Genomic DNA, 17,627 nt, shown 5'->3' on the forward strand with positions numbered 1-17,627 from the left:
GCACTCTCACTAATTCCGGTCCGAAATAGTGACCGAATTGGGAGGTCCTATTACCGCTGTTACGGATAGAAACGCCGGCGGTCGGCGACTACTGCACTTCTTCGCGATACCAGTCCATCGCCTCGGGCAGATGCGCCTCGAGCGGCCGGTACTCGTAGCCTAACTCCTCGTTGGCTTTTCGCGACGTGTAGAACAGCCGTTGAGTCGCGAGGTCGGCCATCTGTCGATCGAAGGGGAACATCCGTCGATCGGCGACGGCGTCGACGACCTCGGCGACCGGACCGGCGGCCCTGATGGCGGTCGCGGGAACGCGGATCCGCGCGGGCGAGCCGTCGACGGCGGTACTGATCCGCGAGACCGCGCAGTCGTAGGTGAGATTCTCGCCGCCGAGGATGTAGTGCTCGCCGCTGGTACCGCGCTCGTAGGCAGCCAGCAGGCCGTCGACCACGTCCGAGATTCCGACGATGCTCAGGCCGCCGGGGAGGTGGGCGGGCATCGTCGGTTCGACTCCCATCGCGAGCAGTTGTGCGGTGAACTCCTCGTCCCCGGGCCCGAAGATCGAGGTCGGGTGGACGGTGACGGCCTCGCCGTCCGTTTCGGCGTACCGGTCGACCAGGTCCTCGGCCTCGGCCTTCGAGGCCTGATAGGCCCCGATCGGTTCGACCACGTCCGTCTCGTCGGCGAAATCGTCGTCCTGTGGGCGGCGCGTCCCGGCCGTACTAGTGAAGACAACTCGGCCCGCGTCAGTGTCGCGGCAGGCCTCGAGCACGCGTTCGGTGCCGTCGCGGTTCACGTTCCAGACGGTCTCGGGACCGGCACTCCAGAGGCCGATCCCCGCGAGGTGGAAGACGGCGTCGGCCCCGTCGACGAGTTCGCGCAGCGTCTCATCGTCGAAGAGGTCGCCGACGTGCCAGTCGACGCCCTCGAGGTCGCCCCGGTCCGAGGTGGGCCGGCTGAGGCCCCGGACATCCCAGCCGTCTTCGAGCAGGTGGTCGCAGAGCCGACTCCCGAGGAAGCCGGTCGCGCCGGTGACCGCCGCGGTGCGCGTCTCGGTCATCGACTGCCCTCGAGCTGCGGCGGGACGGCGTCGCCGGCCACCGCGGCGTATAGTCGGTAGGCGGTCGACACGGCGGGATGAGCCTCGTCGGCCGGCGGCAGGTCGCCGTCTCCGATCCTCGCTCTGAGTCCATCGAAGTCGACGTTCCCCTCGACGGTGACCGGCGGGGCCTCGGGGCCTCGAGCCGTCTCGAGAGCCGCGTCGGCCTCGAGCGATCGGCCGAGCAGGGAGGTCGCGACGGCATCGACGGCGGGGGCCGCGCCGGCGAAGAGCGCGTCCGCCGCGACGGGGTCGCCGTCGTAGGCGGTGGTCGCGTCGAGGACGGCGAGTTCGGGATCGACGGCACGCATCGCCGCGACCGGCGTCCGCTCGGGATTGTCCTGCGTTATGAGTCCGGCGAGGGTCCGCATCGCGCCCGCGACCGGGCCGTCTTCGGTCGGTCGCAGCGACGGAACGACCACGACGGCGCTCTCGGCGAGGCGGTCGGGAATCGAGAGCGCGATCGGGCGGCCGTCGACCGTGCTCACGTCCTCGGTTCGGGGTTCGTCCGTCAGATCGACGAGTTCCGCGTCGAACCGCTCGAGCAGGCTCGCGTAGCCGAGGTACGCGGCCGTCCGGCCGAACGCGATCCGATCGTCGCTCGCGCCGGCGACGGCGACGTCGGCGTCGGTCTCTCGCTCGAGGTGCGAGACGAGCGACCCGATCACGGCCGGATCGGTTACCATCCCCGAGGAGGGATGGAACGGGTAATGGGCGTCGGGGACGAGCGTGATCCGGTCGACCGTCGCGAGGGACTCGAGAGCGGGCGCGAGAAGTTCGCGAACGGACGCCTCGAGCGCGGCCATGCGTGCGTCGATATCGGGTATCCAGCCGCCGCGGCGGTCGGTGGCGTCGATGCCGACCGCGCGGACTCGCGTCGCGCCGGCGGCGTCGTCCGTCGCGTTCGTCTCGTCCGTCGTGCTCATAGGGTCACCTCCGGGGCCTCGAGTGTGGTTTCGTCGTCCGCGGCGGCCAGTTCGTAGGCCGTCTCGGCGAGTGCGATGGTGCGCCGGCCGTCCGCGCCGTCGACTGGTGGCCGTTCGTCGGTGCGGATCGCGTCACAGAAGTCCGCCAGTGCGTCGTAGTGGGCCTGGAGGTAGAACGTCGGGCCGAAGACGTCCGGCTCGTCCCGGGTGAACCGGCTGGCGACGTTCGACAGGGCCGACTTCGCCGCGCCGGCGTAGAAGTTCTCCGGCATGTGGTCCTCGTTGCTGATCGTCCCCGTCACACCCTCGAGGCGCAGCCGAGTGTTGACCTCCGGCAGCTGTTCCCACTGATAGGAGCCGCAGTGGAGCGTGATCGTCGTCCCCGTCTCGGGCGCCTCCATCAGCACGGTGGCGGCGTCCTCGACGTCGATCTCGAGGCTCTTGCCCGTCGACGCGTCCCGGACCTCGAGGTCGCCGAACAGCCACTCGAGGACGTCGAAGCAGTGAACGCCGAGTTCGAACAGGGAGCCGCCGCCGGCCGCGTCGGGGTCGAGCGGCCACGACGGCGGCGCGTCCCGGGCCGGCGGTCGACCGAGCGGGCCGTCGTTGAGCCGGGTAATCGAGGCGTAAGGAACGTGGCCGACGACGCCTTCGTCGTAGGCCTCCTTGACGCCGACCACGTCCGGCTGGTAGCGCAACGTGTGATCGACACCGACGGCGATGCCGGCCTCGCGGGCGGTTTCGAGCATCGCGTCGGCCTCCTCGGTCGAGCGAGCGAGGGGTTTCTCGACGAAGACGTCGACGCCAGCCTCGGCAGCTCGCTCGACTGCTTCGGCGTGTAGAAAGGGAGGGAGGGCGACGACCGCCGCGTCGAGTTCCTCGGACGCGAGCAGCGCCGCGTAGTCGTCGTACGTCCGGGAGACGCCGGCGCGTTCGGCTCGGTCGCGGTTCTCGGGGACGGCGTCGGCGGCCGCGACGACCTCGACGTCCGGCATCGCGAGCGCCGACTTCAGGTGTACCATGCCGATGTTCCCGACGCCGAGGACGCCCAGCGAGAGCGCACTCGAGTCGGTCCATCGATTGAGAAGCGTCAGTGCCATCTGCCCGAAACGGTACCGGCTGCGGGCTTTGTTATCGTCGTCGTATCGATTCGCGGCGGTCGTGTAGTGTTCTCATTCAGTGAGTCGAGGTCGGGCGCAAGTCGGGCTCAGCCCCAACTCACTGTCGGTCGTTCACTGGGATCGGTCGAGAGTCCGGTGACACGACACGCGACGTCACGCATCGTCTCGACGGTGAGATCGGTCTCGGCGCGACGCCGATCGAGGTGCGAGAGTATCGCCCGCATGCGATGGTCGTCTCGCTCGTGTGTCAGGTTGTTCGGATGGAGCCACATGTGGAAAATTCCATCGTTTTTCACGGCCTCGTCGATGCCGTAGCGAGCCAGGGCGACCATCGGGTCCTCCCAGACCGATTCGGCGAACGTCCGCGCAGTCCCTTCGAATCCGAAAAGGAACAGCGATGCGGGAATGTCGACGAGACCGTGTTCGTCGAGAGTCGGCTCGACGAGCAACGACCGATTGAGGACCGTCAGATCGACCATACAGCGAACGCCGTATCGGGTCGGTGATCTGCTTCGGTACACTTTGATCCCCTGATTCGCCAGCACGTCGCGGTGGCCGATCTTGTTGCGCGGAAAGATGAACGAATCGACCGACTGGTTCCAGTCGTCAGCGATCTCGAGGCTGCGTTCGAGTTCGGCGATCGCGAGTTCGTGGTCCGTCTCGGGCTGACCGAAGAGGACATGGGAAAACGAGTGGCTGGCGAACTCGTGGTCGACATCGGACTCGAGGAGCTCTCTCACGAGATCGGGGGCGAAGCGTAACTCCTCGCGATCCCGCCAGTCGGTTCGTTCGCGTTCGAACCAGCCGTCTGGGGCCGGGTGATCGGCGTGTTTCCCGTCGCAATCGTCGAGCATCAGGTGGCCGACGACGGCCCACGTCGCCGGAATATCGTACTCCTCGAGCAAATCGAGCATGACTGACCACCCGCGGCGACCGGCCTCGACTCGTTCGGCCGGCGGGTTCGGGAGATCGTGGAACCCCCAGCCGAGTTCCGCATCGAGAGAGAGCACGACGCTACCCACAGCACCACCCTCTTTGGACCTGTTCCATACCCGGGTCCGTCTCTATCAGAGGTCTTTGTTATGGTTTTCTTGCCTCGAGTCGAACGACCGTATCGGATCGCTCGCGACCGATAGGCGCGAATTTCGAGCGAGCGATCCGTGAGATCTGGGTTAATACGACCGAACAGGGACACGTCAGTATGCCTGGATACTGAATCATCTCTATAACAAAGCAGATCTCGGTCAACCTACTGGGCAGCAGGCGTCTCAGACGCCTCAAAACATAATCATGAGCGGATCTACAACCCCCTCCGAGCGAGCGTTCGTGCTCGGACTCGACGGCGTGCCGTGGAGACTCATCGAGCAATGGAGCGACGAGGGTGAACTTCCGAACGTCGCCCGGCTGCGCGAGGAGGGCGCATCGGGACCACTCGACAGTACCCGCCCGCCGACGACGCCGCTTGCGTGGCCGTCGATCGCGACCGGCGTCTGGCCGGACAAACACGGCCTCTACGGCTTCCAGAATCTGTCGTCCGAGTACAGCCACGAGATGTATACGAGCCGGGATCTGGCACAGCCGGCCCTCTGGGACCAGCTCGGGCCGGCACACGTCGGGAACGTGCCGATGACGTACCCGGCCAGCGAGATCGACGGCACCATGGTGACGGGCATGATGACGCCCTCGACCGACCGACAGTTCACGCAGCCGCCGGATCTGCAAGACGAAATCGACTCTCGGATCCCCGACTACGAGATCAGTCTCGACTACCCCGAGTACGCCGATCGGCTCGACGACTTCCAGGTCGCCGTCGACGACATGCTCGCGAAGCGACGGGAACTGATGGAGCTCCAGATGGACCGCGCCGGCGACGACTGGCAGCTGTTCTTCTTTGTCTACACCGCGCCCGACCGGTTCCAGCACCTCGTCTGGGACATGGACAAGCTGCTGGCCCACTACAAGAAACTCGACGAGATCGTCGGCGAGGTCATCGACTACACTGACGAGCACGGGGCCGACCTCTACGTCGTCTCGGACCACGGTTTCGGACCGATCGAGGACCTCGTCTACGTCAACCGTATCCTCGAGAACGAGGGCTATCTGGTCCGGCGCGAGGACGAGGGCACTCGCGGGGCGCTCGCGAGTCTGGGTATCTCCAAGGACTCGATCACCGGCGCGCTCAGCCGAGTCGGGATCACCGAGGAGACGCTCATCCAGTCGCTCCCCCGGCGGCTGGTCGACTCCGTCGCAGAGCAGATTCCCGGCGATCACGCCCTCTACGACGTCGACTTCGACCGGACCGTCGCGTTCGTCCACGACACCGGCAACCTGTACATCAACGACACCGAGCGCTTCGACAGCGGCATCGTCTCGCCGAGCGAGGTGCCACAGGTGAAAGCCGACATCCAGGCCGCACTCGAGTCGGCGACCGACGCGGACGGCGATCCCTTGCTCGAGGTGTTCGACGGGGACGACCTCTTCCCGACGGACGACGAAGCTCCCGACCTCGTACTCAGTGGCCAGGGGACTTACGAATCGCGGAGCGCGGTATCGGACGAGATACTCGGCGATACCGGCACCTACGACGCGAGTCACCGTAGCGAGGGGATCGTCCTCTGTCGGGGCCCGTCGATCGCGGCCGACGCGACGTTGCGCGGCGCTCGAGTCGTCGACATCGCCCCGACGTTGTTACACGGGATCGGCAAGCCGGTGCCCGAGAACGCGGATGGCCGAGTGCTGTTCGACGCGTTCGACAAGGAGGCCCCGCCCGCGAAAACGAAAGTCGAGCGCTCGACGGTTGGCCGAGTCGACACTGGCGAGGAAGTCGACGAAAACTTCGACGATGTCGAAGATCGGCTGAAAGGACTCGGCTATATGGAATAAGGTCGACCGCAGTAGGCTGTCGTCGCAGTGACGGTTGGGCTGTTCTCTTGTTGACCGAGCGAAATCCGTCATCCGCCCGTCCTCACCGCTCACCGTTCGGTACTCGCGCCGTCACCCAGTCTGCGATCGCTCGAGATGTTCGCCGTAGACTGTTCCTGCTATCGGTAGCGCTCCGCTACGCGTCATTAGTGTCGGTGAAGTCATTATAACTACTCGTATAATTAAGGATATTCGTAAAGTGAGGACTTCGTATACGTGCTGAGACGCCAGACCAGGTCGAGAATGTCGGACGGAGGTGAACGACGGTGGGTGTGTTCACGCGCGTACGAACCAAGGTTGATGCCATGAAGCGACACAAGATCCTGCTCGGGATAGCAAGTGCAGCGTTCGGTGTGAGTACTCTCCTCCGATTCGGCATGTTCGCGTCGACGACGCGAGAACGGTCCGATCAGTCCGGGACTCCCGCGACCGTGCGGGCCGACCGGAGCGGCGGTTCGACCGGTGACCGAGGACAGCTGCTTCAGCTGTGGAGCCACTGCGATTCGGCAAAGCGCTACGTCGATCCGATCTTTCGGACGCCCTAGTTACCGTTTCCCGCTCGTTCGGTCTCGCCGCCAACTACCCTATCCCATTACGCCGGCCGAGTGCATCGCTGTCGTGGGAAGCGACCGTTCTGGTCGAACGGGGCCGTTCTTCACTCGTCGTCGCAGAGTCTCCGTTATGCGATTATTTACTAACCTCGTGTCCGTTCCACTATCGATACAGTTCAGACTCCCTATGAATAACGCACGGATACGTAGCGGCTCGGCCTCCGGTAACGGCCGGCCCGCGTTCGGACCTGACTCGCGTACAGTACCGAGGGTCGACGCCGACACGAGCCGACCGACCGAGGTGATCGTTCGATGAACGTCCTGTCGGTAGTCGGTGCGAGACCACAGTTCGTCAAGGCCGCTGCCGTGTCACAGCAACTCCGACGCGATCACGAGGAGTCGCTCGTCCACACGGGCCAACACTACGACCGCGAGCTTTCCGACGTGTTCTTCGAGGAACTCGCGCTCCCGGAGCCGGAATTCAATCTCGGCGTCGGCTCCGCGTCTCACGCCCAACAGACCGCCGAAATGATGACCGAGTTAGAACGGATCGTCGACGACGAATCTCCCGACGTCGTTCTCGTCTACGGCGATACCAACTCTACGCTCGCCGGCGCGCTCGTCGCAGCCAAATCGTCGGCGTCGCTCGCTCACGTCGAGGCCGGATTGCGGTCTCACGACTGGTCGATGCCCGAGGAGGTCAACCGACGGCTCACGGATCACAGTTCCGACCTCCTCTTCGCCCCGGGACCACACGCGAAGCAGACTCTCGAGCATGAGGGGATTACGGAGAACGTGTTCGTCTCCGGCGACGTGATGTACGATACGCTGCTCCAGATTCGCGATCGGATTCAGGAGCGCGAGTTCACCGAGTTGACGCCGCCCGACGAGTACGTCCTCGCGACCGTCCATCGCGCCAAGAACACGAACGATCGAGACCGACTCGCAGCGATCATTGACGCGTTCTCACAGTTACGCGTTCCCGTAATCTTCCCAGCACACCCGCGTACGGTTGCGGCGTTACAGGAGTACGGGCTCTGCGACCGAGCGACGGAAGCGGCCCACATCGTCGATCCGGTCAGCTACGGACAGTTCATCAAACTCGTCGAGGGGGCTCGCTGCGTCGCAACGGACTCCGGCGGCGTTCAGAAGGAGGCGTTCTATCTGGACACGCCGTGCGTGACGCTTCGCGAAACGACGGAGTGGATCGAAACGGTCGACGCCGGCTGGAACGCCCTCGTCGGGGCGAAGACGGCAGAAATCGTCGACGCCGTTCGCGATGCTGACGACTTGCCGGTCAAGCCGGATCTCTACGGCAGCGGGAACGCGGCGACGCGTATCGTCGATCGACTCGAGCAGAGCGTTCGCTGAGATGAGCGGCGATACCGACCGCCGAACCCGACCCCTCTCGACGGTCGTGACGGACGGCTCCGATCGATCCGCAGACCCGTCCCTGTCGGACTGGGACACCGCCGACGTACCGCGCGAGCAGTCTCCGCTCCCGGGGGACGCGGAGTTCGCCCTCTGCCTGACCCACGACGTCGATCGCCCGTACAAGGGGATTCGATCGCTCTACTACGCGGCTCGAGAGCGGCCAGGGTATCACCTGCGGACCGCCCTCTCGTCGACGAACCCGTACTGGCAGTTCGACGACATCATGGCCCTCGAGGACGAGCTAGACGTTCGCTCGGCGTTCTACTTCCTGAACGAACAGCACTTGCTGACCGACCGACCGATCGGCGAGTGGATCTCGCCGACGAACTGGGTCCAGCACCTGGGGCGGTACGACGTCACCGCCCCCGAAATCGTCGACGTCGTCCACAATCTCGACGACGGCGGCTGGGAGGTCGGCCTTCACGGGTCGTATCACACCGCCGACGATCGGGAGCGGTTGCGCGAAGAAAAGACGGTACTCGAGGACGTCCTCGGCAGCCCCGTTTCCGGCGGCCGACAACACTATCTGAATCTCACGGTCCCGGAGACGTGGCGCCACCACCGAGCGATCGGCCTCGAGTACGACGCGACGCTCGGCTCGAGCACGGAGTGCGGGTTCCACGCCGGATACCTGCCCATTCGACCCTTCGACGACGACTTTCTCGTCTTCCCGTTGACGGTCATGGAGCAGGCGCTCCCGGACCCGGGGACCGACTTCGAGGCCGCCCGCGAAACCTGCGAGCGGTTGTTGACGGAGGCGGCGGCGAACGACGCCGTCATGACGGCCCTCTGGCACCCCCGCTACTTCAACGAACGCGAGTTCCCCGGGCATCGGCGGCTGTATCGGTGGCTCGTCGAACGGGCGCGGGAGCTCGGCGCCTGGATCGGTTCGCCACGGGAACTCTGCGAGGCGTTCGACCGTGACTGTCACGGCCGCTCTCCCCGGTCGAAATCGAGCGTCTGAGGGTGCCGACTGGGAACGCTTTACCGGGCGAAAACGACGCTATCCGAAACTCGTTCTCGTCGGCCATCGACGCTAGCAAACTTCCTCCACCGCTTCTGTCTCAGCGACGGTCGCCAGCCTCCGTTCGAAATCACTGCCGAGAGAATGCCTTGTCTCTGACGGGCGTGTATCGGTCGAACAGGACCAGCAGCGAACTGAAGGCGTCGTTCCGACAACGACTCGAGAGGCTCGTTCGAGAGCGACGATCCGTCACCGACGGTCGAGTGCGCGATCTGTGGCGGCTCCCGTCAGTCAATCGCTGCCGATGCCGATCGGCGGTTTCGACTCCGACCGGGCCGGCAGATCGAACTGGCGGACCGAATCGAGCGTGTCGATATCTCCGCGAGCGATCGCCGTCTCGACGATCACGTCCGTGAGGTTTACTTTGTCCGAAAGGAACTCGTTTCGCCGACGCTGCCACGTTTCATCGATGTCATCGTCGCGGAGCAGGGTCGTCGATAGCTCGAGCACCTCGTCGAATCGAGAGACGTTGTGAATCAGTCCCTCTTTCTCGAGTTCGAGGAAGTTCCCCATGTCCGACTCGCCGACGAACGAGTTGGACCGAATCGCCGGCGTTCCGAGTAAGGCGGCCTCAGTGACCATCGTCTGGGTATCGGCGACCAGGAGCGTCGCCTCGGCAAGCGCGTCGTGTAGCAAAGCGGGATGGAGGTCAAACGGTCGCGCCGGGAGACCGTCGAGGTCCATACCGTTGCCCTCGTCGGAGACGAGGATCGTCGCATCGTCGCTGAGCCGATCGATGAGGCGGCGACACTGGTCGCTCGTGATCCCGTCCTTGCCGACGTCGTGTTGCGATCCGAACGCGTTGAGCCGAAGGATCACGTACGGCTCGTCGTCGTCGAGTCCGAGTCGGCCTCGAATCGACGAGTTCGGAGCGTAGATCTCCGGGTGGAGATACGCACACTCTTTGAACCCGGAGAACACGTGGTGATTCGCGCCGAGATCCTTCTGGAACGTGTCGGGCGTGAGGACGGCTCGAGCGAACGGCGTCGAGATGGCGTGGTCGAACGACGCCGGTTCGGAATCGATGAGCAGGACGGTCGGGGTTCGGGTCACTGCCCCGGTGTGTGCTGCGTATCCACCCATTCCGAAGATGAGGTCCGGATCGAACCGCCGGGCGTACCGGATGGCTCGGACGTAGTGGGCGGGCAAGCGACTCAGCAGCGATCCTTTCGACGTATCGCAGTAGCCGTAGACCTCGTACGGGAGGTCGTGCCACTCGAGCAAGTCGACCGTACAGGTGTAATCGCGTGCGAGGACGAGTACCTCATGTCCGCGGTCCCGCAGCGTCTGGGCGGCGTGTTTATACAGGTGCACGTGCGCCGGCGTGTTCGTGAAGAACAGGATCTTCACGTTGAAACCCACCTCATTCTGGCTTGTCGATAGACAGTTCTGCGTGTTTGTTATCTCGCTCGTACCGATATTTTCGGTATCGGATGACAGTAACGCTGCCTATCACGCGGCCGCTACCGGCTGGTAGCAGGTGTATACCCGGTTTCGGTCTCGAGACACGCGTCGACCGCTGGTCAGCGGGTTCGCTCTCCGATCAATCTTGATGACCCTCTCGGTACGATTACTGCGCGAATAACAAGGTCACTCGTAGGTATGTACTGCGAACAGTATGGAGGTCAAACGGATCGATCTCGAGGACTGGCGTGACGCGCTACCCGCATCCGGATACGAAGTATTTCACGAACCCGACGCGCTCTCCGTGCTCGAGGAGCACACAGACGCGGAGTTACGACTGTACGGCGCGTACAAGGGACAGCAAGCGGTCGGGTTGTTGCCGGTGTTCGTCACCGACCGACCGATCGGTCGAACGGTGTTCTCGCCCCCGGTTTCGCTCAGCGTCCCGCGACTCGGCCCGATCATCAACCCGAACAGCCCGAAGCGGCGGAAACGCGAGCGGATAAACAGCACGCTGATCGAGGCCGTCATCGGCGATCTCGAGATCGAGAAGCGCTCGACGCTCTTCCGGATGACCTGCCCGATCGACTACGCCGATCCGCGACCGTTCGACTGGAACGGTCTGTCGGTGGAACCGGAGTTCACGTACGTCGTCGATCTCGAGGACGCCGACGACCTCGAGGACGCCATGGTCGGATTCAGTAAGAGCCTCCGGAACGAGATGCGTCGGTACGACGAGGTGGATCTCTCGATCGAGACCGAGGGTATCGATACCGCCCTTCGGATCTACGACGACGTCGTCGACCGGTACGAAGAGTACGACGATTCCGCACCGATGTCGCGTCCGTTCCTCCGCGATCTCCTCTCGAGCCTGGACGACGATCGGTGGCGCGTGTACGCGGCTCGAACGCCCGACGGAACGTACAAAAGTGGCATCATCACGCTCTTCTCCGACGATCTGGCCTACTACTGGCACGGTGGCGTCACTGCCTCCTACGAACACGTGAGCGTCAACAACCTTCTCCACCGCGTCATCCTGGAGGATTTGGTCAGCGATCCCGAACTCGAGTCGGTGACGGGCTACGACCTCGTCGGTGCGAACACCGAGCGACTCTGTGAGTACAAAGGGAAGTTCAACGGCGAGCTCCGGCCGTATTACGTGGTCGAATCGTCGGGGCTCGAAATGCAGCTTGCGAAGTCGACGTACCAGCGGTTAGCTGGCTCCATCACCAAAGGGTAGGGCGTTTCGTCGCGACGGTACGGCTCAATACGATCTCGCGATCACGCCATTCGCGTCGTCATTTTTCGACTCGCAGTGCATTCGGCCCTCACGGAGGGAACGAACGACCACTGACTGACCGTGCACCGTTATCAGTTGTTATCGTCAGATCATCAGCGCTACGTTCGTCATGTCAATTCTGCGGTGGTCCAGTGGAACTACCGCTTCCGACCACTCATGTTAGCAGCGATAGCGTTTCCCGGGGATCGAAGAGGCCGCTAATCGTCGCCATGCTCGCCCAGATCGCGGCTCCAAGTACGATCACGCCGATCAGCGAAGCGATATTGGCGGTGTACGGCATCAGTACCATAACGCATAGGCCCATCACAGCGGAGATGACGGTCGTTCCGAGCGCGATTCGAAGGAGGCCGATCACGCGCAGGTCGAGCTCAGTGTGGATGATATAGAGATTGGCCAGCGAGTACGCGCTGTACGTCACGACTGTCGCCGCGGCCGCGCCGACGACACCGTACATCGGGATGAAAACGATATTCAACCCGAAGTTGGCGATCGAGCTCACTCCCTTCGCGATCGCCCGAACGCGAGCCCGACCGAGGAAATCGAGTACGTTGGTCGTGACGAGTGTGAACGATTGGACGAGGACGAATAAACTGAGTACCCGGACCACCGGAACTGCGCCGGCGTACTCGCGTCCGAACACCAGCAGTACTGCCGGTTCCGCGATCACCAGGATTCCGACCGTTGCTGGAACGTACAGTAGAAGCACGTACTTAACGGTCGATTCGTAGAGCCGTGCGGCGCGGTCCAATTCGTCGTTGGCTTTGTCTTCACCGAAAGTCGGGGAAACGGCGAATCCGATCGATCCCGCTGGCGCCAGAACGAACTCCGAAATCTGCTTGCCGAGCGTATAAAACCCCACTGCGACCGGGTTCATGAAGAATCCGATCAGGATGGTGTCGACGCGTGCAGCGATGACGCCCGCGCTCCGCGAGACCGTCAGCGGAACGCTGTACTCGAGGATGCGCCGTCGGAGCCCCGCCTCGGGCGCGTCGGTGGCATCGAACGTACGGTAGAACCGTGTGTAGAGGAGGCCGAGCCCGAGGACTGCGGCGACGGCCGCTCCCACTGCGTATCCGAGGAGCGCGCCGACGACGCCCCAGCCGAGCGTCACGAAGCCGACGACGAGCGTGATCCGACCGAGGTAGTTAACGACGTTCACGACCGCACTGAGCTCGACCGCGTTGAACCCCTGAAATGCGACGGTGTTGAACGTGTGTAGCGACCGAAACGCGAGAAGCCCCGTGCCGACGAGCAGCAACACGCCGAGGTCGGGTTCGCCGAGTGCGGTCGCGATCGCTTCGCGGACGAGAACGATCGTCAGGACGGTCCCGGTGACCAGCAGGACCCGGTATTTCAACGCGATCGACAGGACGTGAGGAACCTGACTCGAGTCCGATTCCTTAAATTCCGCGATGTACCGCGCCGCGGATCGTGCGATCCCGAGATCGCCGAACAGTTGGGCGACGCCGATAATCGAGATGACGAGAAAGAGGAGCCCGTACTCGCTCGGGCTCAACAGCACGCTCGAGAGGAGCACCATCAGGAGCCCGTTGACGCCGATGTTCACCGCGCGGGAGACGAACGTCGCCTTCACCCCGGCTGCGATTCGCTCAGCGACGGACATTAGACCTCGGAGTTCGGACGTCGGAGAGATTGCTTGTTCGACGGTCGTCGGCGAACGGAGATCGATTCGTCGAACATCGGCGTTGCAACTGTCTCATTGTTCCTGACGGTGATGACGATCACACTGACCCTTGTTATGAAGATTGTTCGATCGCGATACGTTCGGTATGGAACCGGTGTCCCGTCGTAATAGCATCCTACGATCGGCGGCAGTTCGAACGTGGCTGGAGACCGCTCGAAACGACGGCCTCGAGCGAGGCAGTCCACCGGCGTATCGTTACCGAACGGAGACGCTGGCGGGCCGTGACTCCCGCGACTGCCGAAGCGGATCGACGTGTTGCTGGAGCCACCGTTCGAGTCCGGTAATCGCTGCGAGCGGAATCAGGTTTGCAGACGCTCCAGAGCGCACTCGGTCGCGAAGCGTGTCGATTCCGTCCGCATCGAGGAAGGGACGACGACACGCGTCGTCGACGAGACCGTCGATGAACGACTGGACGCGTTCGTTCTCCCGGTAGCGGGTGATGTACGGTCCTGCGGAGTCGGTCGTGAGACGTCTCGCGAGCTGTTTGCCGATGAACGCAGCGGCGTGTATCCAGTACGATCGAGCGGGCGCGACACCGGTCCGCTGATACGAGATCTCGTCGAGACCCGCGTCAAGTTCCCTCGTCACCCGCAGTTTGATCGGAGGGGCGCCGAGCGGAATCTTCCCGTTCGTCCACGGGATCGTCTGCATCCGCTGTTCGGAAGGCATGTCGAGGACGTGGTTCAGCATCGCGCCGTCACTGACCGCTCGAGTCCCGACTTGACTCCGCTGGACCACGTTGCTCCGCATATGGAGATACGAGTACAGCCGGCGTACCGCGTCGCACGACTGACGCGCATTACCGCGGGCGTCGAGCTGTGTGACCTCTTCGCGGAAGGACTTGCGGGGGTCGTCGACCGACGGAACCAGCGAGTCGACCTCGTCAGCCGGAAGTTGCTTGCGTTTGTGATAGAGTAGCTCCGCCGGCGGCACGTCGTTCTCGAGGTAGTACGACCAGACGTCCTCGCCGAGAAACGTCCCGCCCTCCATGACGACGTCGACGGCGTCCGCGAGGTCGTGATACATGAATGATAGTGCTGGGACGTAGGCCCACGACTGCATCGCGTCGTTGCAGTCGATACATCGCTCGATACTCTCGATGAACTCGTCTGCCGACCCCGTCGCGCCCGTGATCTGCCGGTGCTTGGAGCCGAGATTGTCCGCGACTCGTGGAGCGACCTCGTTGTCTCCTGGAAGTCCGTTCTCGTAGGTGAGCGTCTCGAAGTCCGCACCGGACCGTCGGAGCATCGCGCCGGTAACACGGCTGTCGATTCCGCCAGACAACCAGAGACCGGTCCGGGTGTCGACGGTTCCGACCAAGTCGTCGATCGCGTTCTGGTAGCGACGTATCCAGCCATCGACATAGTCCTCGTGGGAGTTCTCCCCGAACGCCGGGGACCAGTAGCGCGTTGTTTCGACCTCCCCGCCGTCGTACGTGAGGAGCGTCGCTGGCGGGAGATTGCGGATTCCCTCGATGAGCGTTTTCTCGCCGAGGACCGATCCCACGAGCAGCAGATCGCTCACAGCCCGGCGGTCGACCGTCGGCGATGCGATGTGCTCGAGGAGTGGCGTGAGTTCGGATCCGAAGTAGAACCCCTTCTGTGAGACGTAGTAGCAGGGCCGACTGCCGGCCTTGTCGGTCGCAACTCGGATCGTCCCCGTCTCGCGGTCCATCACTGCGATCGCGAACGGTCCCTCGAGTTTCGGCAGGACATCGTCCGGCGCATCGGCGACCGCTCGAAACAGTTCTCCCGTCGTCAACTCCAAATCGTCGACGTTCGAGACGACGCCGTGGATCGCGCCGAGAACGCGGTCACCCCGCCAGATCACGTCGCTTTGCGGGTCCTTCTCACCGTGATGGGCGATACCGACGCCAACCCCCTCTATAGAGTACCGGTCGGTTTCGTACCACTCCTCCTGATACAGCGAGTCAAGCATCGCGTCGATCGTTGGCCTCGCGGCGGTTCCGCCAACAATACCGGTCATTGTCGAAGGTGGCACCGACCGTCGCTATTGTAATGTCACCGATTACGGACGGAATTCGTTCGGAATTCGGTGCATAACAGCTCGAGTAGGTACAAATCGGGAAGCAGAGACGAGCATCTCGGGAGTGACGAGTCGGCATCGGCCGTCAGAGACGAGGTGTAACTGCGACACCGGTTTCGTGACTGGCGGTCGAGAACATCCGACCGACGGGTCGAACGAATCTCAGTGCTGGGCGTTAGTTTTGAACGTTGTACTGGACGTCGACGCTCGCATCGCCGTTCAGGCGGAAGTCGGTGATGCTGCCGTCGAACCAGTAGGCGTCGAGTTCGTCGTCGACGCTGCCGCTGACGGCCGTGCCCTCGACGGCGTCGCCGGGGTCGACCGAGGCGTCCCGGTAGCTCGCGGTGACGACCTCGCCGTCGACGGCGAAGGAGTACGACGACTGGCCGTCGGTGCCGGAGCCGTCGATCACGATCGCGTGGGGCAGGCGCTCCTGCCCGTCGTAGTCGGCGGGATCGATCCGCTGGTCGTCGAGGTAGACGTGTGCCGAGCCGTCGTGGAACGTGACGTCGGTGAGCGCCCCGGAGAACCGGAACCGCTGGGCGTCGCGTTCGATCGAGCCCTCGACGGTAGTGTCAGAGAGCACCGTGGCGTGATCTTCGGCGGCGTCGCCGTCGACCGTCTCGATCGTGCCGTCGACCGTGATCTCGTAGCTGGCGCTCGAGCCGTTGCCGACCAGCGTCAGCACGTGGGGCTGTTCGTCGCCGTAGTCGGCGGGGTCGACCTGCTCGCCGTTGACGTAGACACGAGCGTCGCCGTCGAGCGTGAGGTCCGTCAGCTCGCCGCTGAAATTGAAGCCGTCGCGCCAGCCGGCGACCGAGCCGGTAATAGTCCCGCCGTCGACGGTGTCCTCGCTGTCGATCGTGGCTCCCTTGACGGTCGCCTTCTCGGCGGCCCCGGAGACCGCGAACTCGTAGCGCGTCCCGCCCGAAGTGCCGACGCCGTCGACCAGCAGCGTGTTCTCGAGGGTCGGCTGGTCGCCGTTGTACTGGTCGGGATCGATCGGCTCGCCGTTGACCTCGACGTGGGCCGAGCCCTGGCGGAACGCGACCTCGTGGAGGTCGCCGGCGAACCGATAGCCGTCGACGTGGGAGGTGTTCGTCACCCAGCCGGTCGCGCTCGTGGCGTCGATCGAATCGTGGCTCTCGAGCGAGCCGGCGTCGGGATCGGCGACGAGCTCGTCGGTCGTCTCGACGTAGTACTCCGTGGGTTCACCGGTGCCCGTCACCGTGAGGGTGTTTTCCGGGAGGTCCGTCCCGCCGTCGCTACTCGAGGAAGAGTCGGACGCAGCGGTGCCGCTAGCCGCTTCTACTGCGGTTTTCGGACACCCAACGGGGATTCGCTCCTGGGGCGTACCTGCAGAGTTCCCGGTCAGGGAACCGTTCGCCTCGTAGACTGTCCCGAAACATGTGGTTCCGTCGAGAGTGACCGTCGACGATCGACTGTATCCCGACTGGCCGACGACGATATCGGTACTGTTGTCGCCGAAATCACAGCCGCGAGCCTCGGTGTTCGCCCATCGCGACCAGAGTCCTCGGACGGTTCTGAATGACACGCAATTGTCGACATACGAGCCGTCTGTGCCGATCCGGAATCCGGAGTTCTCCAAGTCCGCAGCGTACGAGTCGTGGATGCGGACCGTCCCCCCGTTCCCATCGTTAGAACGGTTCCCGGGATCGCTCCCGTAGACCCCGTGCGAGGGCATGTTTTCGACGTAGAGGTTCTTGATTTCGAGGTCACCCGCGTGGTTGAAGTGTACGTATATCCCCGACGGGAACGGTGACGTGCTCCGCGCGTATGCCGTTCCCGGCAGATAGACGTTCTCGATGACCCCCGTCGCGCCGCTGCTGGCTACCTGGACAACGAAGTTCTGCGAGCCGGGCGTCGAGTCCAACTCGCCGCGAATGCCGACGTTGCGGATTGTCCAGTCGTCCGTCGTCGCCGTGATCCGGTAGCTGGCTCCTCGAGCCGTGATATCGATCAGGACGTTTTCCCACGTTTCGCCTCGAGAGAGCGTCTTCCGGAACGTGTCGCCCGCGTTCACTTCGATGACGTCGTAATCGGTCGCCGCTGTCGTCACACCGGCTGACGCGACTGC

The 17,627-nt window shown here is 63.8% G+C and carries 13 protein-coding genes; 5 read left to right on the forward strand and 8 right to left on the reverse strand.

Annotated elements, in window-relative coordinates; genetic code table 11:
• Positions 1 to 88: 88 nt before the first annotated feature.
• From NDO75_RS08960 to NDO75_RS08975, 4 genes are all read right to left on the reverse strand, one after another.
• Positions 89 to 1,057: an NAD-dependent epimerase/dehydratase family protein gene (locus NDO75_RS08960; protein WP_310905807.1), complete on the reverse strand. Its 969-nt coding sequence runs from the start codon at positions 1,055 to 1,057 to the stop codon at positions 89 to 91.
• Positions 1,054 to 2,022 (reverse strand): DUF362 domain-containing protein, encoded by a 969-nt coding sequence (locus NDO75_RS08965; RefSeq protein ID WP_310905808.1) that lies wholly within the window; start codon positions 2,020 to 2,022, stop codon positions 1,054 to 1,056. Before NDO75_RS08965 ends, NDO75_RS08960 begins: the two co-directional genes overlap by 4 nt.
• Complete coding sequence (locus NDO75_RS08970; RefSeq protein ID WP_310905809.1) at positions 2,019 to 3,122, reverse strand: Gfo/Idh/MocA family oxidoreductase; 1,104 nt, start codon at positions 3,120 to 3,122, stop codon at positions 2,019 to 2,021. The genes NDO75_RS08965 and NDO75_RS08970 overlap by 4 nt, the downstream gene beginning before the upstream one ends.
• Before the next feature lie 107 nt (positions 3,123 to 3,229).
• Positions 3,230 to 4,165: a polysaccharide deacetylase family protein gene (locus NDO75_RS08975; protein ID WP_310905810.1), complete on the reverse strand. Its 936-nt coding sequence runs from the start codon at positions 4,163 to 4,165 to the stop codon at positions 3,230 to 3,232.
• A 268-nt stretch (positions 4,166 to 4,433) separates the two neighbouring features.
• On the opposite strand from NDO75_RS08975, the gene NDO75_RS08980 reads away from it, so the two are divergent.
• From NDO75_RS08980 to NDO75_RS08995, 4 genes are all read left to right on the forward strand, one after another.
• Positions 4,434 to 6,026: an alkaline phosphatase family protein gene (locus NDO75_RS08980; RefSeq protein ID WP_310905811.1), complete on the forward strand. Its 1,593-nt coding sequence runs from the start codon at positions 4,434 to 4,436 to the stop codon at positions 6,024 to 6,026.
• A gap of 344 nt (positions 6,027 to 6,370) precedes the next feature.
• Positions 6,371 to 6,610 carry a hypothetical protein gene (locus NDO75_RS08985; protein WP_310905812.1) on the forward strand — a complete coding sequence of 80 codons (240 nt, stop codon included), beginning with the start codon at positions 6,371 to 6,373 and terminating at the stop codon, positions 6,608 to 6,610.
• A gap of 318 nt (positions 6,611 to 6,928) precedes the next feature.
• A complete protein-coding gene (wecB, locus tag NDO75_RS08990) occupies positions 6,929 to 7,987 on the forward strand; it encodes a UDP-N-acetylglucosamine 2-epimerase (non-hydrolyzing) (protein WP_310905813.1) in 1,059 nt (352 codons plus the stop codon).
• Position 7,988: 1 nt separating this feature from the next.
• Positions 7,989 to 9,014: a polysaccharide deacetylase family protein gene (locus tag NDO75_RS08995; protein WP_310905814.1), complete on the forward strand. Its 1,026-nt coding sequence runs from the start codon at positions 7,989 to 7,991 to the stop codon at positions 9,012 to 9,014.
• Between the two features lie 291 nt (positions 9,015 to 9,305).
• Here NDO75_RS08995 and NDO75_RS09000 read toward each other — a convergent pair whose 3' ends face one another.
• Entirely contained in the window at positions 9,306 to 10,424 is a 1,119-nt protein-coding gene (locus tag NDO75_RS09000) for a DUF354 domain-containing protein (RefSeq protein ID WP_310905892.1), read from the reverse strand.
• A gap of 268 nt (positions 10,425 to 10,692) precedes the next feature.
• Between NDO75_RS09000 and NDO75_RS09005 the strand changes: the two genes are divergently transcribed.
• A complete protein-coding gene (locus tag NDO75_RS09005; protein WP_310905815.1) occupies positions 10,693 to 11,718 on the forward strand; it encodes a GNAT family N-acetyltransferase in 1,026 nt (341 codons plus the stop codon).
• 214 nt (positions 11,719 to 11,932) lie between these two features.
• Here NDO75_RS09005 and NDO75_RS09010 read toward each other — a convergent pair whose 3' ends face one another.
• From NDO75_RS09010 to NDO75_RS09020, 3 genes are all read right to left on the reverse strand, one after another.
• The gene (locus tag NDO75_RS09010) at positions 11,933 to 13,402 is read right to left on the reverse strand and encodes an oligosaccharide flippase family protein (protein WP_310905816.1); all 1,470 of its coding nucleotides are present in this window, start codon (positions 13,400 to 13,402) and stop codon (positions 11,933 to 11,935) included.
• Between the two features lie 276 nt (positions 13,403 to 13,678).
• Positions 13,679 to 15,469: an asparagine synthase-related protein gene (locus tag NDO75_RS09015; protein ID WP_310905817.1), complete on the reverse strand. Its 1,791-nt coding sequence runs from the start codon at positions 15,467 to 15,469 to the stop codon at positions 13,679 to 13,681.
• A 235-nt stretch (positions 15,470 to 15,704) separates the two neighbouring features.
• On the reverse strand, positions 15,705 to 17,609 hold the full coding sequence (locus tag NDO75_RS09020; protein WP_310905818.1) for a hypothetical protein: 1,905 nt from the start codon (positions 17,607 to 17,609) through the stop codon (positions 15,705 to 15,707).
• Between the last annotated feature and the right edge of the window lie 18 nt (positions 17,610 to 17,627).

Origin of the sequence: Natrinema sp. 1APR25-10V2, from assembly GCF_031626495.1 — an archaeon.
GTDB lineage: Archaea > Halobacteriota > Halobacteria > Halobacteriales > Natrialbaceae > Natrinema.